19 protein-coding genes, 1 tRNA gene and 1 pseudogene are annotated in these 21,297 nt (G+C 54.1%); 15 read left to right on the forward strand and 6 right to left on the reverse strand.

Annotated elements, in window-relative coordinates; translation table 11 throughout:
• The first annotated feature begins 154 nt into the window (after nt 1–154).
• The 3 genes from RIC29_05080 (at nt 155) to RIC29_05090 (ending at nt 3,293) form a co-directional block, all read left to right on the forward strand.
• On the forward strand, nt 155–1,273 hold the full coding sequence (locus RIC29_05080; protein MEQ8734276.1) for a class I SAM-dependent methyltransferase: 1,119 nt from the start codon (nt 155–157) through the stop codon (nt 1,271–1,273).
• 50 nt (nt 1,274–1,323) lie between these two features.
• Nucleotides 1,324–1,947 (forward strand): RraA family protein, encoded by a 624-nt coding sequence (locus RIC29_05085; protein MEQ8734277.1) that lies wholly within the window; start codon nt 1,324–1,326, stop codon nt 1,945–1,947.
• A gap of 149 nt (nt 1,948–2,096) precedes the next feature.
• The gene (locus tag RIC29_05090) at nt 2,097–3,293 is read left to right on the forward strand and encodes a hypothetical protein (GenBank protein ID MEQ8734278.1); all 1,197 of its coding nucleotides are present in this window, start codon (nt 2,097–2,099) and stop codon (nt 3,291–3,293) included.
• 47 nt (nt 3,294–3,340) lie between these two features.
• On the opposite strand, the gene RIC29_05095 is transcribed toward RIC29_05090, so the two are convergent.
• The 5 genes from RIC29_05095 to RIC29_05115 all read right to left on the reverse strand — a co-directional run bounded on the left by RIC29_05095 (nt 3,341) and on the right by RIC29_05115 (nt 10,569).
• The gene (locus tag RIC29_05095; GenBank protein MEQ8734279.1) at nt 3,341–5,011 is read right to left on the reverse strand and encodes a Na/Pi symporter; all 1,671 of its coding nucleotides are present in this window, start codon (nt 5,009–5,011) and stop codon (nt 3,341–3,343) included.
• Nucleotides 5,012–5,058: 47 nt separating this feature from the next.
• Entirely contained in the window at nt 5,059–6,450 is a 1,392-nt protein-coding gene (locus RIC29_05100) for a dicarboxylate/amino acid:cation symporter (GenBank protein ID MEQ8734280.1), read from the reverse strand.
• Between the two features lie 661 nt (nt 6,451–7,111).
• A complete protein-coding gene (locus RIC29_05105; protein ID MEQ8734281.1) occupies nt 7,112–7,498 on the reverse strand; it encodes a hypothetical protein in 387 nt (128 codons plus the stop codon).
• Between the two features lie 532 nt (nt 7,499–8,030).
• Entirely contained in the window at nt 8,031–9,302 is a 1,272-nt protein-coding gene (locus RIC29_05110; GenBank protein MEQ8734282.1) for an outer membrane protein transport protein, read from the reverse strand.
• A gap of 361 nt (nt 9,303–9,663) precedes the next feature.
• Nucleotides 9,664–10,569: a hypothetical protein gene (locus RIC29_05115; GenBank protein ID MEQ8734283.1), complete on the reverse strand. Its 906-nt coding sequence runs from the start codon at nt 10,567–10,569 to the stop codon at nt 9,664–9,666.
• Nucleotides 10,570–10,710: 141 nt separating this feature from the next.
• Between RIC29_05115 and RIC29_05120 the strand changes: the two genes are divergently transcribed.
• The 5 genes from RIC29_05120 (at nt 10,711) to RIC29_05140 (ending at nt 15,449) form a co-directional block, all read left to right on the forward strand.
• On the forward strand, nt 10,711–11,184 hold the full coding sequence (locus RIC29_05120) for a hypothetical protein (protein MEQ8734284.1): 474 nt from the start codon (nt 10,711–10,713) through the stop codon (nt 11,182–11,184).
• The gene (locus RIC29_05125) at nt 11,181–12,305 is read left to right on the forward strand and encodes a PQQ-dependent sugar dehydrogenase (GenBank protein MEQ8734285.1); all 1,125 of its coding nucleotides are present in this window, start codon (nt 11,181–11,183) and stop codon (nt 12,303–12,305) included. The genes RIC29_05120 and RIC29_05125 overlap by 4 nt, the downstream gene beginning before the upstream one ends.
• Nucleotides 12,306–12,575: 270 nt before the next feature.
• Nucleotides 12,576–13,406: a DUF1838 family protein gene (locus RIC29_05130; protein MEQ8734286.1), complete on the forward strand. Its 831-nt coding sequence runs from the start codon at nt 12,576–12,578 to the stop codon at nt 13,404–13,406.
• Nucleotides 13,403–14,911: an ABC transporter substrate-binding protein gene (locus RIC29_05135; GenBank protein MEQ8734287.1), complete on the forward strand. Its 1,509-nt coding sequence runs from the start codon at nt 13,403–13,405 to the stop codon at nt 14,909–14,911. Before RIC29_05130 ends, RIC29_05135 begins: the two co-directional genes overlap by 4 nt.
• The gene (locus RIC29_05140) at nt 14,904–15,449 is read left to right on the forward strand and encodes a hypothetical protein (GenBank protein ID MEQ8734288.1); all 546 of its coding nucleotides are present in this window, start codon (nt 14,904–14,906) and stop codon (nt 15,447–15,449) included. The genes RIC29_05135 and RIC29_05140 overlap by 8 nt, the downstream gene beginning before the upstream one ends.
• Before the next feature lie 111 nt (nt 15,450–15,560).
• Here RIC29_05140 and RIC29_05145 read toward each other — a convergent pair.
• A tRNA-Ser gene (locus tag RIC29_05145) sits at nt 15,561–15,648 on the reverse strand.
• A gap of 290 nt (nt 15,649–15,938) precedes the next feature.
• On the opposite strand from RIC29_05145, the pseudogene rplU reads away from it, so the two are divergent.
• From rplU to rsfS, 7 genes and pseudogenes are all read left to right on the forward strand, one after another.
• Nucleotides 15,939–16,229 (forward strand): annotated as a pseudogene (gene rplU / locus RIC29_05150) (50S ribosomal protein L21).
• Nucleotides 16,230–16,334: 105 nt separating this feature from the next.
• Nucleotides 16,335–16,592, forward strand: coding sequence for a 50S ribosomal protein L27 (gene rpmA, locus RIC29_05155; protein ID MEQ8734289.1), 258 nt, complete (start codon nt 16,335–16,337; stop codon nt 16,590–16,592).
• Nucleotides 16,593–16,699: 107 nt separating this feature from the next.
• A complete protein-coding gene (gene obgE, locus RIC29_05160) occupies nt 16,700–17,743 on the forward strand; it encodes a GTPase ObgE (GenBank protein MEQ8734290.1) in 1,044 nt (347 codons plus the stop codon).
• Complete coding sequence (gene proB / locus RIC29_05165) at nt 17,731–18,876, forward strand: glutamate 5-kinase (GenBank protein ID MEQ8734291.1); 1,146 nt, start codon at nt 17,731–17,733, stop codon at nt 18,874–18,876. The genes obgE and proB overlap by 13 nt, the downstream gene beginning before the upstream one ends.
• 57 nt (nt 18,877–18,933) lie before the next feature.
• Nucleotides 18,934–20,223 carry a glutamate-5-semialdehyde dehydrogenase gene (locus RIC29_05170; protein MEQ8734292.1) on the forward strand — a complete coding sequence of 430 codons (1,290 nt, stop codon included), beginning with the start codon at nt 18,934–18,936 and terminating at the stop codon, nt 20,221–20,223.
• Between the two features lie 14 nt (nt 20,224–20,237).
• Nucleotides 20,238–20,849, forward strand: coding sequence for a nicotinate-nucleotide adenylyltransferase (locus RIC29_05175; protein MEQ8734293.1), 612 nt, complete (start codon nt 20,238–20,240; stop codon nt 20,847–20,849).
• Between the two features lie 34 nt (nt 20,850–20,883).
• Nucleotides 20,884–21,261 carry a ribosome silencing factor gene (gene rsfS / locus RIC29_05180; GenBank protein ID MEQ8734294.1) on the forward strand — a complete coding sequence of 126 codons (378 nt, stop codon included), beginning with the start codon at nt 20,884–20,886 and terminating at the stop codon, nt 21,259–21,261.
• The last annotated feature ends 36 nt before the right edge of the window (nt 21,262–21,297 follow it).

The raw sequence follows: 21,297 nt of genomic DNA on the forward strand, positions 1-21,297 counted from the left end.
AGTGGGGGAATGAGTGCGGCCCGCTTGCTTTGGGGACTGATCTTACCAAAATTCTTTTTGGCCCGTCTCTATCCTCAATTGCCAAGCCAACTTCTGATGCCATACCTTTAGATCAGACAGATGTTATTCAAGTTGTCACTCGGCGGTAGATGTAATGGTCAGAAATCCTAAACACGCGATGTTGTCTCCGGGCACGCACGATGAGCGGCATAGGCAACTTTTTGTCTACGCGCTTAAAAAGCACATCCGTTTTAAGGTGCGTCCTGGCAATCGTGTGCTCTACGAAAACGTGGTCCAGCCTCGTCTCCAAAAACAGCGGGGCCGTGTGCCAGAGTCAGTGAAAGACATCAGCTCTGACATGTGGGCTGAGCCGGGCTATCAAATGTTTTCTGCCTTAAACCGCTGTGCGCAGGAACTGATGTGGGAGTCTTTGGTTGACCCGATTTATCGTAACGCCGCTCAGTTGTCGGCCGCCTATAAGCAGGTTCAGAAAAACCCTAAGGCCAAGGGCTCGGTCTCTCTCGATCCAGATCTGCCTATTCCAAAAGGCATCGCGACAGTCGACATTCATCTACAGCCCGGTGGCTTCGCCGCCGATTACGGCGACAATGATGTGCTGGCGGGGGCGTTGCACGAGGCTGGAACAAACCTCTACTCTATGTCAGGTGGCATAGGAACGGGGGAAGGCAAAGCCGACGTCATCATGCGGTTTCTCAAAGAGCGCTATCCTGATTTTCGCCCGACAAAAATTCTCGATTTTGCGTGTTCATCTGGTCCGTCATCGACGCCGTGGGCGCTCGCGTTTCCAGATGCAGACGTGCACGCCCTTGATGTTGGGGCGGCGTTGCTTCGCTATGGCCATGCCCGGGCAGAAGCCTTAAACGCAACAGTTCATTTTCATCAAATGGACGCGGCCGCCACGTCCTTCCCGGACGAGTCCTTTGATCTGGTGGTGTCGCACAATGCAATGCATGAGATGTCACAGACCTCAACGGCGGGTATGTTCAAAGAGAGTTTTCGTCTGTTGAAACCGGGTGGCATCGCCATCCACCAGGACGTGCCGTTGCGCTTCGACGAACTCGATCTCTTTGGTCAGTTTGACAACAGCTGGGACAGAGAAAACAACGGTGAGCCCTATTGGACGGTCTATGCGACCAATGACCCGCGCCAAATGTTTATAGAGGCCGGGTTTTCCGACGAGTCAATTTGGGTTGGTAAGTTTGCGCAACTTGATAACACCGTAAAGTGGTTCGTGAGCTCAGCCCGAAAATAGGTGTGCCGATATGAGATGCCCAAGATAACAGGTGGATAAGACACCCCGTCATGACTGAACAAGAAATCGTCGACGCGCTTCAACATATTCCAACGGCCACCCTGTCAGAGGCCACCACAGCCCCGTGCGATTTACCGCCAAGTGTGGGGTGCATGGTGCCAGGCCAAGCCATGGCCGGTCCGGCATTTACCGTGCGCTGCCCGCTTGGCGATAACACAGCGGTCACGCGGGCGGTTGATCTGGCACCACCCGGCAGCGTTATTGTGATCGATTGCGGTGGCCCCGCCCGCACGGCCGTTTGGGGAGAAACCGCAACTTTTGCCAGTCAGTTTAAGGGTATTGCGGGCTGCGTCACCAATGGCATGATCAGAGACATCGACGCCATTCGTATTTTGGGCTTTCCCGTATTTGCGGCGGGGTTGTCGCTGCGCGGGTCGACCAAAGGCCAGCCGGGAGAAACCGGCTGTGATCTGGTGATCGGCGATATTGCCATCGCGCCCGGCGATTATGTAAAAGGCGATTCCGATGGGGTTGTTGTGATTCCAGCGGCGCAGGCCTCAAGCGTTATCGCGGCCGCCAAACACGCCCTCAAAGAAGAGCAAAGCCGTAATGAGCGCTTAAAAGCGGGCGTGCCTCTCGCGGAGATCTTGGCCACCTCCGGCAATCGAAACTAAGCGCCATGCGGTTAAGCAGGTGCGGTGCGCCCCGTTTTTTTTGGGTGGCAATACTCCCACCACCAACCCTGACAGTTATGACAGGTGCGGCCCTCCGCGCTTGAGCCTACGGTCTGCCCAACGATTAAATGGCGATGGGGGGAAGAGCCATGATAAATATAAGTGGGCTAACTGTTGTAGCCGTGGCAGGCGCTTTGTTGTTGGGCGCTTGCTCTAAGCCCTATAGCACGCCGTATTTTGACGCGGGACAGGGCGAGCTGCGTCCCACCAACCCCGCAGTCCAGTTTGAGGGATTTGCCTCTCATATTAATAAGCAACGTCCTGCAAAAGTCTTCTGGACCCATGGTATGTGTAGCCATAACTGGAACTGGGTGATGTCTACCAACTCACTAATAAGAGCTGCGCTGCGAGCGAAAACCGATATCACTACACCCGAACCCCGCACCGCCGGTGCGGTCACCTGGATGACATCAATTGTGACTCCTGATGGCACCTTAGAAGCCAGTTTTTATCTCTGGTCCCCGTTGACCTGGGATCTGAAAGACACGCTAAGGTTTGATAATGCGACCGGCACTCAGGCTGGCTTTCGCTACGATAGGGCACCCCTGAACGAAGTTTTAAAAAAGAAACTTCTCAACGACTGTCTCGCAGATGCTGTGATCGTGTCAGGATCGAATAGATCAAAAATCTATGAAGAAACAAGAAGTAGTATTTGCTCCTTTCTCGGCGGGAACTTGACTGGTGCATCCGAATGCACTCTCTCGGGTCCTGAACCCGCTGACACCCCCCGCGTCATTGTTGCTGAAAGCCTGGGCAGCAAAATCATCGCTGATGCCGTATTGGATTTGACGGCAGCGCCAGGACAGGAAGCCGAATTTTCCGAGCGGCTGTCCACTATCCGCCAAGTTTTTTTACTGGCCAATCAGATCCCTCTGCTTGACCTTTCAGACGCCGTCGTAAGTACTGCCGTGGGCCCCTCTCAGAGCTCATTGTCGCGGATGCTGCAAAAGCTAGGAGAGGCTACAGAACCTAGAAACGTGACGCCTATTCAGGTTGTTTCCTTTACAGACCCCAACGATTTGCTCAGTTATCGGCTTACGGAGCGATACGTTGATGCCAACAAAACCGACCTGATCAATGTGATGGTGTCTAACGATTGGACGTACACCGTGCCTTTTGTCGAAACGCTGTCTTTGGAACGGCCTGACACGGCCCATTGTGATTACCAGAGAAACGACAATGTCATCGCCATGGTGGCCGTGGGGAATCCAGGTCAGGGCCAGAACACCTGGCAAGCCGTGAGTAAGCGCATAGACTCAGATGAGAAAAAAGGCTGCGGGTTTTAATTCATTTTACGTCAGCCAACGAATGTGGTTGGGCGCATTTATAACAATTATGCGGCGTTGCGCGGTGCTTCAACAGCCGTGGGTGTTTCTATACCGTCTAAGTTTAGCTGAACGGCCAGGGCATGGTTCAATTTGCCCGCCTTTAAAATGCGTTTCAGCACGCGGTTCAACGTGCTCAATTGCTCCACCAGAGGCCCCAGATCGCGAATGGCAATATGCTGATCAATACCGGCCCGGAGCAAGCGGTCTTTCAGGTGATGGTATGTGGCTTCCAGGGTCCCAAACCCCTCTTCAAACACGTCAAGGATAAACTTTGACTCACCCGGCTGCGGAGCCTCAAACCAGGCGGTGACCGCCGATAGAAAGTGTTCCAGGTCTTTCCGCAACTCGGGATCGCGGAGGGTTAACGTGAGTCCGTGGATAGAATGCAGCCCGCTCGCGATTTCTGCGGCCTCGTCATAATAGTGAGACAGTCTCAAAAGTTGCGGCAGCGTCGCAGATTGTTTTGGCGTCAACACCGCATTCTGAATGTCGGCCGCAAACTCACCGGCGGCCAAGGTTAACGCTTCAATGGCGCTTTTGGTGGTATGAATAACCTGATCACGGTCGTTATCTTTTGAGATCGCTTTAGACCCAATCCGGCGCGACAATGCGCCGATGCGGTTGACCTCAAGCAGGAGCGCGTTGAACGCGAGCGCTGGTGTTTCAGCAATCATTTTATCGATAAATTTCGGGGCGCCCTCAATCTCGTCGACTGTCTTGAATCGGTTCGCCAGCCAGGAGGACAAAGGTCGCAACAGCGGCCACATCAAGGCCACTCCCAGGATGTTAAAAACCGTATGAAACAGCGCCAAGGTGATTGCAGGAGACTCTTCTAAATTCAGGACGCTGCCAGTTTTTGCAATCAGGAACAGCAGCACGGGCAAGATCAGCAACGCCACGCACCCTGTGACGGCATTAAAAATAACATGGGCGGTGGCCACGCGTTTGGCATTTGGGGTGGCGTTCAAGGCGGCAAACAGGGCGGTCGATGTGGTGCCGACGTTGGCGCCAATGACCATCGCCGCCGCACTTGGTAAAGCGATAATGCCCCCTGTTGCGGCGGTCAGCGTAATGGCAATCGCGGCACTGGAAGATTGTGTGAGCAGCGTCACAAGAAAACCAGCGCCCACCATCATAGCAACGCCTGACACGCCATATTGAGACACGACGTGTAAGTCGATCAGGGGAGACAGGGATTCAAAGGCTTCCCTTAAAATGTCGATGCCGACAAAAAACAGGCCGAACCCGCCAAGGGCCTGCCCAATGGCACCCAAGCGTGAGTTTTGTTTGAGAAACCATAGGCCGATGCCCAGGCCGATCATCGGCAAGGCAAAAATTTCGACCTTAATTTTAAAGCCCAGGGCGGCCACCAGCCATGCGGTCATGGTGGTGCCGATGTTGGTGCCATACACCACGCCAATGGCCTGAAACAATGTCATCAATCCGGCATTGACGAAGCCGATGGTGGCCACTGTTACGGCGCTTGAGGATTGCACAAGCGCCGTAATCATAATGCCTGAACACAAGCCGCGCACCGGCGTCGCTGTCCAGCGGGCTAAAATATCCTTTAACGCATCGCCGCTGGCGCGCTTTAAACCGTCGGTCATCAGTTTCATGGCGAGCATGAACAGGCCAAGTCCGCCAGCCAGCCCGCCTAATGTTTGAAACAGGTCCATGGCCGGTTAACCCGCAGATGCAGCAATGTGGTTATGTTGCTGTGACCTCATGCTATGGGCTTATCTTCTGCGGTGTCGGCTGTGAGCGGCACCAGCCGGTCGACCACGACGGCGGTGGCGATGTCTCCGGTCACGTTGACCGCCGTGCGCACCATATCCAAGATCCGGTCGACCCCCAGAATGAGCGCAATGCCGGCCGAGGGAATACCCAGGCTGACCAGGATAGAGGCCAGAATCACAATCCCAACGCCGGGGGTGCCGGGCGACCCAATGGCGGCTCCGGTGGCGGTGACAACAATCAAAAGCATGCCGCTCAAGCCCACGTCCACGCCAAACACTTGCGCCAGAAACAACGCGGCGACGCCCTGGTACAAGGCTGTGCCGCCCATGTTGATGGTGGTCCCTAAGGGGATCACGAAGCGCGCGATCGCCGAGCGCACCTTAAGTTTGTTTTCGGTTACCGACAGAGTCAGGGGCATCACGGCGGCAGAACTCGACGTCGACAGGGCCAGCAGTTGAACCTCTCTGACATGGCTTAAAAATCCACCGATGCCGCCCACACTTTGGCGGCTAAACAGCGCGGCTGCGATCACATACACGCAGAGCAACGCCAGCAGTCCAGCGAACACGGTCAGCACATACACGCCGGTCCCGGCCAACGCGGCCACGCCGACACGGGCGGTCACCTGGGCCAGCAGCCCAAATACGGCCAGCGGCGCAAACCGCAACACCACAGTGACAATCGCCATGCATGCCGCTTGCAGCGAGGCCAGAATATCCAAAATCGGACGCCGCTGCTCCGGGGTCGTCATCACCATGGCCACGCCAAAGATCAGCCCCATCACCACAATTTGCAGCATGTCACCACTGACCAATGTGGTGAGCGGGTCGCTCGGCAGGAAGTCCACAATGACATCGGGCACTTGCGCCAGTTGCGGCAGGCCGGTGGGGACTTGGTCAATATCCGCCGCTGAGGGCAGTGCGGTATCTGGCGCCAGGCTTTCTTGCAGGCGCGCGCCATCAATCATACTGCCCGGGCGGATCAGCAAAGCCGCCGTCAGGCCGATGGCCACGGCGACCACCGTGCCGCCCAAAAACAACAGCACGGTCATAGCGCTGATCTTGCCCAGCTGGCCACCGCCTTCCCCGGCGGCGATGCCCCTAATCACTGAGGCGACGACCAAAGGAATCACCACAAACTGAATCGAGGCCAAAAACAGCCGTCCCGGCAGGGCCAGCCAATTGCCAACGGTTTCCGCAGTCTCCCGCTCGACCAGATTAAAGCCGGGTCCAAGCAGAACCCCCGTGCCAATGCCTAACACCATGCCGATGAGCACTTGCAGCCAGAGGCGTTCGCGCAATAACTTCAACGTTGGCGTAATGAGGCTCGGCAAGGAGCGCGCGATGTCCGATTCATTTGGAACTGTGTGGTTCGACATATATTCCTAAGCGATACGCTAAAATTGCAGAGACACACGCGGCACCTCATGCGGAGCCGCTCACGATGCAATCATAGCGATGCGTGTCTTGAGACGTCTATGGTGTCTTGGGACGCCTATAAATGTGTCGATTAAAAGCGTCTCTCAAAACTATTGTCTTTCAAAACTATTGTCTTTGCGCAGGGTCAATCGACCGTTTTGGCCCCGTGGACCGCGCGCGCGCGTGGCGGTGGTCCCGAGCCGGCGGGCTGACTTAAAGCCGCCCTCTATCTAAATCTAACGAAAGAGGATAATAACAATATTAGTTGTTATTTGCAAGCGGTCTCTTGGATTGGTCTCAGAATTCCGTGCATGGGCTCGTTCCAAGGGGGTGCGCCGGAGAGGTTCCATGGGCTCGTTCCATCGATCATACGTGCATGGCCTCGTTTGAGCGGAACCAGTCGTGCATGGGCTCGAACCAAGGGGGAGAGCCCCAACAAGAAAATCTCGAACCAAGGGGGAGAGCCCCAACAAGAAAATCTCGAACCAAGGGGGAGAGCCCCAACAAGAAAATCTCGAACCAAGATGAGAGCCCCCACAAGAAAATCTCGAACCAAGGGGAGAGCCCCCACAAGAAAATCTCGAACCAAGATGAGGGCCCGCCAGCCAAAACACTTAACTCTTATTTGAACGCGTGATCTTGAGTGCCTGGGAATGTCATGGTGAGGTACGTGACGGGCACATGGCTAGGGCCAAACGTGGAGTGGTGCAGCGCGCGCCCATCCAGGAAGATTCCTTCCCCGGTGGAGAGGCGGCAAGACTCTCCGTCCTGTCCGGTGACTTCCAAATGACCTTGCATGCAGCAGACCAGACTTGGAAAATTGGTTAAATGCATTTCGGTGGGTCCACCAGCGAATGGTTCTCCTGGTTGGCGTGTCGCAATTGACCAAGCTGTTGCGTCCTGTTTTTCCGAGATCCACTCCGTGTCACTGACCTGCGTGAGGCCGATTTCGATGCTTGTCATGACGGACCGGTCATTACCATCCATCGTCAAGGCGCAGAATTTCATGTTTGTAGTCCTTATACGTGGTTTCCAAGAAGCCTGTGATCTTGGTTCCTGGTTAGGAAACCTAGGCTAGCATGTCACTGATCTGCATTGCTGAGTATGTTAGTGTATTTGATGTTGATTATTGAGGCGCTCCAGACGCATTCGTACGAGACACACACACCCATCAATAGGAAGGGTCGAGCCATGAAACAGTGATTCAGGTTCAAGCCGATGAGTAAGCGCCGTTTGTTGCTTTGCGCTCTTATGCAGGCATTATGAAATGGCGGATGGGGTAGAATTCGAACCCACGGTACGCAAGCGCACAACGGTTTTCGAGTTTGTTGTTTGCTGTGCCAGTCCGTGCTCGTTAGTCCAGTGACATACCGTTCTGTCTAGCTTTTTTGATGCAATCATCTCGATTCATGTCGTTTCGTGCTGTCACGTTATGCGTAGTTCGTTTGCAATTTGGTTCGCAAGAAACAGACCCTTCAAATATCCGGATTAAGGGTAACTGGATCATCAAATTCTGAAGGCTGCTGAACACCTCTCGACTTTAGTAGTGGTATGTAAACGACACGCCACCAGAGAATTCAGCTAAACTGAGGTTAACCTCTCCCCCCCCGAAACCCCCTTGCGATGGCAGGCCGGGAGGAATGGAACCCTGACCGCGGACTGTGACTTTGGGGGCATATAAAACATGAGTGCTGATATCCATGTTAGAGCGCAGGCCCCAAGTTCCACCAATAGTGAAGTGATCTTGCACAACACCTGGCGCAACTGTGTTCAAGAAAGTTTGCGCACGCGGAATAGGCTGACCAGACCGCCCATAGCCAGCACGCAACGTGAGTGACTCGTTCAAGGCATAGGAAATTCCGGACTTGAATACGGTAATATCTCGCCAGCCAAAGCCTGGCCCGTTGTCCGCGCCGAAGGGAACCCCACTAAACAAAGGCGTCAGCGGTGTGCCCACGGACGGCACGCCAGAATATTCGATTCTTTTCACATCGAAGGCGACGCTAAGGCCGTCCTGTATCTCGTATGAGACTCCGCCACCCCAAGATGCTGGAACGTCAAAGGAGCCTTGCCCTGCGAATAGCCCAGCATAGCTGTCAAATTTAGTAGCCCACACCTTCGACTGATAAAAGGCACCTAGTTTTAAATGATCCGTAATTTGTCCCAGCCAGCCAACGCGCATTCCTGCTCCTGTCGACCATGCTGCCCCGTTATTCGTGAATTTGACAGGGTTGGATGATGCCCCTGAAAAGGGCGTAATGCCCTTAACTTTAAAAACTTGAGCCAGCCCAATAATTGAGATGCCAACACTATGATTCGGTGCAACTTTCATGGAGAGCGTTGGCGTAATGAAAGCCTGTTTAAGGTCCATCTCTGCGGGGCCTGTTGCCCCGAAACGACCAAACGGATTGACCTTGTAGTTCGTGTTAATGCCCCCGTTCGCGTTCACTGTGAACGCGAAGGCAAATTTATCGGACAAGGGTCGTACATAACCGAACTCAGGTAAAATGAAGGCGCTGGTCCCATTGCCGCTGTATTTTTCATCTGCACTGAACGCATTTCCTAAAATCTCTGCGCTACGACGTGGGACAAATAGATCCAAACCGATATCTAGATTATGCCCCACTGCGGACGCGGTGGCGGGATTTGCAACGACCGACATGGCGTCCTGCGGGAAGGCAATCGCGACACCGGCCATGCCTTTCGCTTTGCCACCATTACCATGCATAAAATAACCATCAGTCGCTTGCGCTGATTGTATAAACATCGGCATAGAAACAAGGAGCAAGCGAAGGGCGTAAATGTACTTCATAACTGTAGTGTCCGGATCTCAATGATCAGCGGTTACAAATCCCGAGCTGGGACATGTCGCTCTGAATGGTTTGGAGGAAAGCAACTTAGAGAATTAGCGGCGGATTAATCCTAAAGAGCGCAAACAGCAAGGGCTTGCGTTGCTCATAAAAGGGGGCTCACCAATAAAAATGCGTTTGGTGAAATTAGTTTCTCCAAACCGCGGAGAAAGAAGAACATTTAGTTCCACGTCTCGTGCTGTATTCAATCAGGTTGTTTGCTCCTGGCCCTTATTTCGCTGACAGTGGCACTATTTCAGCGACAGACCACTTTCCTGTCGTTTTGCTGATTTCGCTCAGGTGCTGGTGTTCTTCGCTCGTCGCCTAGAGATATCCCATTTCCTTGAGCCGCGCCCCGAGTTTCGAGGGGGCCTCGTCGAACTTCGGATTGGTCTCGAAGTCGTCGCCATAGTCGGCGTAGGCGGCATCCAGATAGTCGCTCTCAACATCGTCCAGGCTGTCGACCTTGTAGAACTCAACATGCCAGAGCACCTGGCCCTGGCTTGGGTCGATCATGCCGATGTTGGCGAACGACGGCATCAAGATATAGGCACCGCCGCGCGTTCTTGCCGACGTGATGTTCGGATTGGCGATTTCATCGAACGACGCATAGAAGGATTTGTCCTGGCTGTACGGACCACGCGCCAACTCCTGAGGCGTCTGCACCGTTTCCCAGAACGAAACGGTGCCATCGATCAGCCGGATCCTGAAGTCGTCGACCGAACTCGTCGCATAGAAATCGGGAAATGCCTTATCAAGGAGCGGGTTGACGATCCCACGCTTGGAGACTTCCTGGCCTTCTGGTTGGCGGCTCCAGTTCTCCTTGATGTCGACGGTCACATCCGTCATGGGGTTGGTGAATGATCGAATGATCTTGCCGCTCTCGAGATCGCGGAAATACGTGAGCAGCGACGAATACCGAACGAACGTTCCGTCACCCTGCGGCTCCCACCACTGTTGTTCGCAACCGCTGTAACGCACGAGGGGAGTCGGTGAGTCCGGCGCTTTAAACCCGTTGATGACCCCCTGGAAGCGCCAGATGACACGCCCCTCGTCAGTCCGCCCCTGTTGCTTGGCCAATGCCATGACTTTGTCGTCTTGTGTCCATTGGGTGATTTCGTTCGGGATGCTGTGGTGCGTTTCGGCAGGAGCCGACTGGATCAAGCCGCCGCCAGTTGCCGCACCGGTCAAAAGGCCCGCAGCGGTTCTTCTCGAAATCGCGAAATCCATAGCTGTTCCTCCCTGCTTCCGTCTTGCCTCACTATATAATAGGAATGCGTCAGCGTGAGTCATTACATGTCCTGATCCAGCTCGCCCTCCCCAGCCCCTCACCATTGAAAGGCTGGAAATAAGGTCTTAAGGAGTCCAATTATGACTTTTCAACGCATTCTTCGACATATTATCGCGTTCTTTGCCGCTGTTGTTTTGGCGACGGTTGTCGCTTGCCTCATCGGGACGCAATTTGTCCTCGCTGCTTTAACTGGCATCGGTGTCGATATTCCTTTGTCTGACCGGCTCGCCACCACCTGGTATGACGTTGTTAACTTTGGCTTTGTGCCAAGCCCGGCCTTCGGATTTTCCTACGGCATGGTCATCGCGACCGGCCTGTTTATCGCTTTCCTTGTCGCCGCGGCGTTGTCGTATTTTATGCCCCGGTTTCGCACCGTCATTTACACCGTGGCCGGGGCCGCAGCGATTCTGACATTCTTAGGATCGTCCTATTTTGTCTTTGGCGCCTCTATGTTCGCCTTCGCCCAAACCCCTATGGGTTTGATCACCCAGGCCGCCGCCGGTGCCGTTGGTGGTTGGGTCTTCGCAACCTATTCAACGCAGGAAACAACATGATGATTCGAGTCTCCCTGAAAGCGGTTGTGTTTGCCGTGATGTGTTCTGCTGGGCTCAGCGTTTCTCTGGCCACGAGCCGTGCCGCCGACTACACGCTGCACACCGTGGCTGAAGGTCTTGCCTTTCCCTGGAGCCTGGCTTTCCTTCCTGATGGCGACATTTTGGTGACCGAGCGGGAGGGACGGTTGCGGATTATTCGTGGCGGAGATCTGCTGCCTGATCCCGTGAGTGGCCTGCCTGACATTCTTGCTGCGGGCCAAGGGGGGCTGATGGACATCCGTCTCCACCCTGACTTTGTCCAAAACAAGTTGGTGTACCTGTCTTATGCCCATGGCGATACGGGGTCCAACCAACTGCGTGTCGCCCGCGCACAGTATGAGAATGGTGCGCTTTCTAATCTCGAGGTCGTGTTTGGCTCGGAACCGATGAAAGAGACTCCCGTACACTATGGCGCGCGCCTCGCCTTTTTGCCGGACGGCACACTCTTGATCACATCCGGTGATGACTTCATTCACCGCGAGCGGGCGCAGGTGCTGGACAATCATTTCGGCAAGCTGCTGCGGATCAATGCTGATGGCACCATTCCTGACGACAATCCTTTCCTGGGCACAGCGGGTGCACGCCCGGAGATTTGGAGCTACGGACACCGCAATCAGCAAGGCTTGTTGGTCGACCCGGTTTCAGGTCGGGTTTACCTGCATGAACACGGCCCCATGGGCGGCGATGAGTTGAACCTCATTGACCCGGGTAAAAATTATGGCTGGCCGGCCGCAACTTATGGGTTGGATTATTCCGGTGCGCGCATCTCTCCGTATCAGGAACTTCCAGGCATGGAAATGCCAGTAGAGTATTGGGTGCCCTCCATCGCTCCGGGCGGCATGACACTCTATGACGGTGACGCGTTCCCAGCGTGGCAAGGCGATATATTTATAGCGGCCTTGGCAAACATGACGGTACGGCGCTTGGACATGGAAAACGGTGAAGTGCGGGATCAGGAAACGCTGTTTGCGGAGGTTCAAGAGCGCTTCCGCGAAGTGCGCACCGGGCCGGATGGGTATCTCTACCTGTTAACCGACAGCGCAGACGGTCGCGTCATTCAGGTTCGCCCAGGCAACTCTTAGGTTTTTTTAGGGGCGTCGCTCCTGACATGGTGCAAAATTGCTCCGTGAATGGCATCGTCACGCAGGCTGCTGTTCCAGGCGTCATGGCCATTATATTCAAATCGGCCAAAGACACTCGCTTTAGAGATCCAAGAGTTCGTTTGCAATTTGGTTTGCAAATTCGCGCTCAGCATTCGCTGTTTTAAATCTCCATCCTGAATTGGCGTTAAATCCAGGAAATTTATAATACCCGTCAGGAATGAGCCCAATCACATGATAAAGACTGAGCCAATGACACACCTTGATATAAATAACCCTGCAGACTCCCTAAGGGCCATGGTCCGCCTACGAGGGCGGGAAGATGGAGGCTGCTGGTTATGGTTCGGGGGCACTGTTTTTGGACGTCCGACTGAGGAGGCCATTGAACCTCTATTCGGTTTCCAGTCTGTGCTTTGGATGACCTACAAGCTAGATGACGATGGCGGATATGTGTTTCGGCAAAGAGAGTCATGCCACTTTACCGACCTAAAAAGTGGCGACGTCGGAATGCGATTCAAAAACCCCTATACCGGAGTTGATAATCCGATGATCGGGTATGTCTCGCCCGTGTTTGCGTTCCGCTTCTACTTAGAGGGCACCGCGCCCTATGGCACGGGCAAAACTCCGCTTCGGGAAAGTCGTCATTGCCCAGGCCTCGAACAGGGAGGCGATGACCTCTGGACAACAGAATGGCGACGAAATGAATTCATGACTGCTGCACGTAATACAGAGTTCCCGGATGCCTCATCGGGTGGGAGGAGCCGTAAGTCAGTTGACCTTGCAACTTACCGGGCCAGAGCTAAAGACATACTGGACCTGTCAAATCATTTTGTTCCGGCGCAATTGACGTTTGTCGCCGACGTGCCTTGGATTCAATGGATGTTTATGGGAGATCGGCCCGGCCATATGCTATGGTCTGGAACCGGGCTAAAGACGGCAGATGTTGATGGATTACCTGATGACCTGAGCAGTCGAATTAGACAACTTCATCCCGGGTTTCTGGAGGATCCGTTTGGAATGGATGGAACACCTTATAGCACACTTGCACAGATGCGAAGGCTAAGGGACGACGGTCGTTTATGAGGCTCGTCAAGTTTCTCTGTTTTACGCTGGCACTTTTTGTAAGCTGTGCAACAGTAATCAATAAGGGTGCGGCCCAAAGCGGCTTGAAGCTTGCTGTGCCTGCGCTGCCGCCCGGGCTTGGCAATCCGTTTACTACAGGTAGCATCCCCGGTGTCGATATCTATATGTCGATGTTTGACGGGTTGGCAGAGCTTCACGAGAGCGGTGAATTGCGACCATCCTTGGCAACATCCTGGGAAGCTATAGATGCTCTTACCTGGGAATTTAAGTTACGCCAAGGTGTGCGCTTCGCTAACGGAAAACCATTTACAGCCGATACCGTGGTGCAGGTGTTTGAAATTCTTTCAACACCTGAAGCTGCCAAGTGGTCGATGATCCGAGAGGTCAATAAGATTAGCGCAGTAGAAGCAATATCGCCAACATTGTTGCGGGTGCGCACAAGATCGCCTGATCTAATGTTACCTGCACGCTTTGCCGCGCTGTTAATGGTTGAGCCCGACTATTGGCGTTCAATTGGGGCCGAAGAGTTCGCCCGTCTGCCAATCGGAACTGGACCCTATTTGGTGAAGGACTGGTCCGCGCAAAGCATAGAACTAAGCGCAAACACACACGCATGGCGACCTGGGCCAACTCCATCCTTAGACATTTTAGTCGTACCTGAGCCGTCGTCTCGCTTGGCGGCTTTGCAAACAGATGCAATTGATATTGCATTATTCATGGGACCAGAGGACATCTCGTTTGTGGAAGCTGCTGGAGGTCGCGTGGTCTCTCATCTCCAGGGCGGAGTTATGGGCTTGTCCTATATCCTCGTCAAAGACACAGTGTTTTCTGATCCCCGTGTTCGTCAAGCCATGACTTATGCGGTCAATCGTAAGCTGATTGCAGATGTCATCTTTGCAGGGGAAACTGAACCTGCAACTCAGGCGGCGTCTCGTCTGACTTTTGGGTATAATAACGATCTTGAAGGTTACCGTTTTGATCCAGATCGGGCTCGTATGCTACTTGCAGAGGCTGGCTTCCCGGACGGGTTTTCATTTACAGCAGACGTTGTGACACCTCAGCCCACAGACGCTTTGGTGTGGCAGCAGGTTGCCGCTGATTTGGCCAAGGTTGGGGTAGAGATGAACATCAATACCATGACTTTCAGCCGTTATATACAAGGTCTGTATCAGGGAACGTGGACCGGCGAAGCCTTCGGAATGAATTACGGCTCATTGCCGGCGTTAGATCCAATGATCGGTTTTCAATTCCATTCCTGTTTGTGGCTTAAGCCTTGGGTTTGTGACCCTCAGCAGACTGATATTATCGAACGGGCCCTGGGTGAATTTGACCGAGACACAAGGCGTAGTCTGGTGCAGGAATTATTACGTATCACATACGATGAGCCCATTGGATTGTATCTGCACGAGCGGGCGCGTTTTGATGCTGTTGGCCGCCGCGTAGCCAAATATAGAGCGCCTTTTGGCTACACGTCTTTTCATGACATAGAGTTGATCGATGAGTAACACTGTTGCAGACCTAAAAATCAAACTGCCCGTCCTGGCTCGCAATGAGGGAGTTTGGGAGGGGGATTACCGACGCTATGGCTCAGACGGTAGGCTAATGACTGAGTTTAAATCCCGTGTTGTGATGCGTTTTCGCACGGATGTGCCGAGCCAAGAGATGTATCATCAAACAAACATCTACCGTTTCGCAGATGGTAAAGGCCAAGTTATAGAGTCAACGGGTTGGTTTGATGGCCAACGGCTTCGATTTGGCAGCGAGCGCGATATTTCTGGATGGGCGGCTGATAATAAGACAGACCCTAACGGTCAAACCTGTTTGCTTTATATGTCGGTTCATTCTGCTACTCCCCAACTGGCCAAGGGCAGCATTTGTTATGAGCTTGTACAATTGAGTGACTGTGGTCGTTATCGCGCCCGTGCCGCTCAATATGTTCATGATGGGCGTATTATAATGCGCACGATGATTGATGAAGAGTTCGTGACTTCTGACTGGTCGCAACGGGAAGATTGGTCCGAGACTTTTTTGGATACGCCTTAACTTACTCGGCACTACCAGATCGAGCCTGCAAAAACAGTTAGTGCGATCAAAGGGTTTTGTCTCACGACCGGACAATTACCCCCGTCGAAGAATACTTGTGCACACTGAAAATGGCGGAGAGGGTGGGATTCGAACCCACGGTACGCAAGCGCACAACGGTTTTCGAGACCGCCCCATTCGACCACTCTGGCACCTCTCCGCAGTGTTCATCAGCCGCTGTGAACTGCGACTCTCAAGGTCGAAAAGCGGGCGGACCCTACAGGAAGGTTGTCAGACCTGCAATCTGCTAGAGAATGATTTCTCATCCCGCTCGTGACCTTCATGGGAGTGGCGCGCATCCCCCTTTAAACCCCTGAAAAAGCCTGAAATTCTGTGATAAAAAGACCGCCCCAGGCGCCAAAGGCGTTGACTCTGCGGGGGTGGTGAGTATATTCCCGCCCAATCGCGCGGGCTTTGGCTCGCCGTTTTCGTTTTTCGGAAGGTTGAGTTATGCACGCAGTCATCAAGACAGGCGGGAAACAGTACCGCGTCGCAAAGGATGATGTGATCACCATTGAGCGCCTCAAGGGCGACGCTGGCGAAAAAGTCACGTTCGACCAGGTTCTGATGGTTGGCGACAAAACGGGGACGCCCCTCGTTGCTGGCGCAGCCGTTCAGGGTGAGATTGTTGAGCAAGCCCGTGGCGACAAAATCATCGTGTTCAAGAAAAAGCGCCGCAAGGATTACAAGCGCACAGCTGGTCATCGTCAGGATCTGACCATTGTGAAAATCACTGATATTGGTGATGCAGAAAAGAAAAAAACACCAGCCAAAAAGGCTGCTGCGAAAACAGAAGAGTCAGCCGAGGCCCCTGCGGCCGACGCAGACAAGTAGGAGGCCGCTTCCATGGCACATAAAAAATCTGGTGGTAGTTCCCGTAACGGTCGCGATTCAGCAGGCCAGCGCCTTGGCGTTAAAAAGTTCGGTGGTGAGAAAGTTATTCCCGGTAACATCATCGTTCGTCAGTGCGGCACCAAGTGGCACCCGGGTGAGAACGTTGGCTTGGGTCGTGACTATACCATTTTCGCGTTGACCGAAGGTAAGGTCAGTTTCCGCAAAGGCTTTAAAGGCCGCACTTTTGTGTCTGTGGACCCGGCGAGCTAACGTTTCCCTCTGAGGCGTTCCGTCACCAAACAAAGTTATGCGAGGGGAATGGACGTCCATTCCCCTTTTTCTTTTGTTCACTGCGATGACAGCTCGGCACTCACACCATGAAGTTTCTCGACCAAGCTAAAATTTTCCTCAAAAGCGGCAAAGGCGGTAACGGCTGTATTGCGTTCCGGCGGGAGAAATATATTGAGCACGGTGGCCCGAGTGGCGGCGACGGCGGGCGGGGTGGCGACATCGTTTTTTACACAGACCCTAATCTCAACACGCTGATCGATTTTCGCTACCGCCAGCACTTCAAGGCTCCTGTCGGGCAAGACGGGCAAGGCCGGGATTGCTATGGGCGCGGCGGCGACGACTTGCGCATTGCTGTGCCTGTGGGAACGGAGATTTTGGCCGAAGACCGCGAGACGGTTCTGGCGGATATGGCCTCTCCTGACCAAGAGCTGGTGCTGCTTGGCGGCGGCAACGGCGGCTGGGGCAATGCCCGCTTTAAAAGCTCGACCAACCAAGCGCCGCGCCGTGCCAACCCTGGTCATCCCGGCGAAGAGCGCTGGGTCTGGTTGCGCCTTAAACTGATCGCAGACGTTGGCCTGGTCGGACTACCGAACGCGGGCAAGTCGACTTTTCTGTCTATCGTGACAAGTGCGCGGCCCAAGATTGCGGATTATCCCTTCACCACGTTGCACCCCAACTTGGGGGTTGCTTACCTGGATGGGCGCGAGATGGTGTTGGCAGATATTCCCGGCTTGATCGAAGGGGCGCATGAGGGGTCTGGTTTAGGCACGCGGTTTCTCGGTCATATCGAACGCTGTCGTGCCTTGCTCCATCTTATTGATGGAACTGAGGCTGATGTAGTTGCGTCTTATCGCACCGTGCGTACCGAGCTTGCAGCCTATGGCGCGGGTCTCGATGATAAAACGGAACTGGTTGCGCTCAACAAATGTGATTCCCTATCCGAAGAACAGATCGCAGAGAAAAAGGCAGACCTTAAAGCCGAGGGTATTGGTCATGTATTTGAATTGTCCGGGATCTCGGGCCAAGGCCGCATAGAAATTCTGCGCGCTCTGTTTGAAACTATTCCCGCGAGAAGAACCACATCAGAGGGCGACCCGGAGGAGGAAGGCGAGGTCGCATGGTCTCCGTAAACGCAGCTTCACCACAAACGCCTGATCTCACCAAATCTCATCGGGTTGTCATCAAAATTGGTTCAGCCTTGCTGGTGAATGATGCGACAGGCACGCTGCATCGTCCATGGCTAGATGCGGTCTGTGATGACATTGTGGCCATGCGCGCGCGTGGACAACAGGTTGTAGTGGTCACATCGGGAGCGATTGCCATCGGTCGGGGGCCGCTCAATTTGGGCCGCCGTACGCTCCGTCTTGAGGAAAAACAGGCCGCTGCTGCCACCGGTCAGGTGCGGCTGATGCAGGCTTATCAAGAGTCTTTTACGCGCTATAACCTTATCGTGTCGCAGGTGCTGTTGACGATTGATGATACTGAAGACCGCCGCCGGTTTCTCAATGCGCGCACCACCTTAGACACACTGTTGAGTCTCGGTGCAATTCCCGTGATCAACGAAAATGATACCGTGGCGACTCAGGAAATTCGGTTTGGCGACAACGATCGTTTGGCGGCGCGTGTTGCGGCCATGATCGGTGCGGATGCCTGTATTCTGCTGTCAGATGTGGATGGCTTGTATACGGCGGATCCCAACACAGATGCCGCTGCACAGCATCTGCCTGTCATCACCACGATAGATGCAGCGACCCGCCTTATGGCGGGGACCGCCAAGCCTGGTTATGGCACGGGCGGGATGGTGACGAAGCTCGCAGCGGCTGAGATCTGCATGGGCGCCGGGTGTCATATGGCCATCGCTCGCGGCACGGTATTCAATCCCCTGACCGAATTAGAACGCGGCGCGAAATGCACCTGGTTTGTCAGTGCGGCAGAGCCGCGCACCGCACGGAAGCAGTGGATCGCCGGAACCCTTAATCCCACAGGTAAGCTGGTGATAGATGCAGGCGCCGTTGCGGCTTTAAAGGCCGGTAAAAGTCTTCTGCCTGCGGGCGTGATTGAGGTCACAGGTGCGTTTGATCGCGGTGATGCGGTGACGATTGTCAACCAGGAGGGCGCTGTGCTTGCAAAGGGATTAACCGCTTTTGGGGTGGAGGATGTCAGCCGTATCAAAGGGCATCGGTCAGACGAGCTTGAGCAGATTCTTGGCTACAAAGGCCGGTCGGAAGTGGTGCATCGCGACGATCTCGTGATGGATTGCTAAATCTAAGGTAAGCTGATGAGCCAAGACTTGGCTCTAATCTAAACAGGAGACAAGGTCATGGACGGAAGCGGAAAAGCAACTGAACCAGACATGAATATTGAAGAAGTAATGGAGGGGGTTGGCCGGGCGGCTGTTGCTGCCTCCCGTGTGTTGGCCAAAACACTGTCCGAGAAGAAAAATGCGGCCCTCCTAGCGGCCGCAAAAGCCCTGCGCGAAAACAAGACAGATCTGTTAGCCGCTAATAAAATTGATATGGACGCCGGTCGCAAAAAAGATCTGACCTCAGCCTTGATGGATCGCCTTGAACTGACCGAGAGCCGTGTCGAAGCCATAGCTGCTGGCTTGGAAGATATTGCAAAACTGAAAGACCCTGTGGGCGAAGTGATTGCCGCCTGGGATCGTCCCACGGGATTAAAGATAGAACGTGTGCGGATGCCTTTGGGTGTGATCGGCGTCATTTATGAATCCCGTCCCAACGTCACCGCTGATGCTGGCGCTTTGTGCCTGAAAGCTGGCAACGCTTGTATTCTTCGTGGTGGATCTGAGAGCTATCACAGTTCAAGTGCGATCTTGGCGTGTTTGCACAAGGGCCTGGAAGAGGCGGGTCTTCCTGCCGCCGCCATCCAGATGGTGCCCACCACGGACCGCGCTGCGGTCGGCAAGATGCTGACCATGACAGATTATATTGACGTCATTGTGCCGCGCGGCGGCCAGTCTTTGACCGAGCGCGTCATGCGCGAGAGCAAAGTCCCGACATTCCAGCACTTGGTTGGTCTCTGTCACACTTACATTCACAAAGCCGCTGACGGAGAAAAGGCGCGTCGCGTGGTCCTCAACGCGAAGATGCGCCGTACGGGCATTTGCGGCGCTATGGAAACCTTGTTGATCGATAAAGCCGTGGCGGCAACACTCTTGCCACCTATTTTGGAGGATCTGTTAGAGGCGGGCTGTGAAATTCGCGGCGATGAATCCGTGCAGGCTTTGAATAAGAAAGTCATTGCAGCAGCCGATGAGGATTGGGATACGGAGTATCTGGATGCCATCGTATCCGTGCGGGTTGTGGCAGACATTGACGAAGCGATTGCGCACATCAATGAACATGGTTCAGAGCACACCGAGGCGATTATCACGGAAGACCTCGCCGCTGCCGAAGAGTTCATGAACAGCCTGTCCAGCGCGATTGTGATGCACAACGCCTCAACACAATTCGCCGATGGCGGCGAGTTTGGCATGGGGGCCGAAATTGGTATTGCTACCGGCAAGCTTCATGCCCGCGGACCGGTCGGCGTCGAGCAGCTCACAACCTTTAAATATAAAGTGCGTGGCGATGGCACGACCCGGTCTTAAGAACACCTAAGCTGATGTTTTCACCCTCCCCATGGGGCGATCGTCGGCGTATGCGCGTTGGCTTGCTTGGGGGGTCTTTTAACCCCGCCCATGCCGGTCATCTGCACATTAGTGCTGAAGCACGCCGCCGCCTGGGCCTAGATCAGGTCTGGTGGTTGGTGAGTCCGCAGAACCCTCTGAAATCTTCAAAAGGCATGGCGGCGCTGGAAAAACGTTTGTCTCAAGCCCGAGCGGTTGCCGGAGCGCCCTGGATTCAGGTTACGAGTATTGAGCAGCATCTAGGTGTCAATCTGACCTGGCAGACGCTTACGCTCCTGCGCCAGCGTTTTCCTAAAACCGACTTCGTCTGGCTGATGGGAGCTGACAATATGGTTCAGATTCCGCGCTGGGTGCGATGGTCAAAAATCTTTCAAATGGTTCACGTTGCAGTTTTTGACCGTTCGCCGTATTCTTATGATGCGTTGTCTGGTCAGGCAGCGCGGCGATTCGCTCACCGCCGCCTTCGGTCCTCAAGGCCCTTGGCTTTGTGGCAGAAGACCCGCTCCACGTGGGTGTATGTGGCGCAACGGCGGCATAGTGCATCGTCAACAGCAATACGGCTTGGTGATGCGGGTAAACAGCTTTAATATCAGTCTTGCATCTAGCCTTTAGGGGGAGTTGATCATTCACTCACCACGTACTCTGGTCGGCCTGGAGAAAACGGTCGAAAATATCGTTGCGTCCCTTGAGGATGATAAAGCCCTAGACATTGTCGAGATCGACCTTGTTGGTAAAACATCCATCGCCGACAGAATGATAATAGCATCGGGTGGCTCGACCAGATTGGTTAACGCCATGTCTGAGCATGTCGTCGAGACGCTCAAATCTGTTGGCATACAGCCTAAAACAGAAGGCAAGGGCCAGTGCGATTGGGTTCTGATAGATGCCGGTGATATTATCGTCCATTTGTTCAGACCCGAGGTGCGCGCTTTCTACAATATCGAAAAGATATGGGCGCATACGTCTGAGCCTGACGTGCCAGAATTGGTATCTGCCTAAACTGCGGAGGTGCCGACTTGGTCTAGTGGTCACGCG

Source organism: Rhodospirillaceae bacterium (assembly GCA_040219235.1).
Taxonomy (GTDB): Bacteria; Pseudomonadota; Alphaproteobacteria; order Rhodospirillales; family Rhodospirillaceae; genus WLXB01.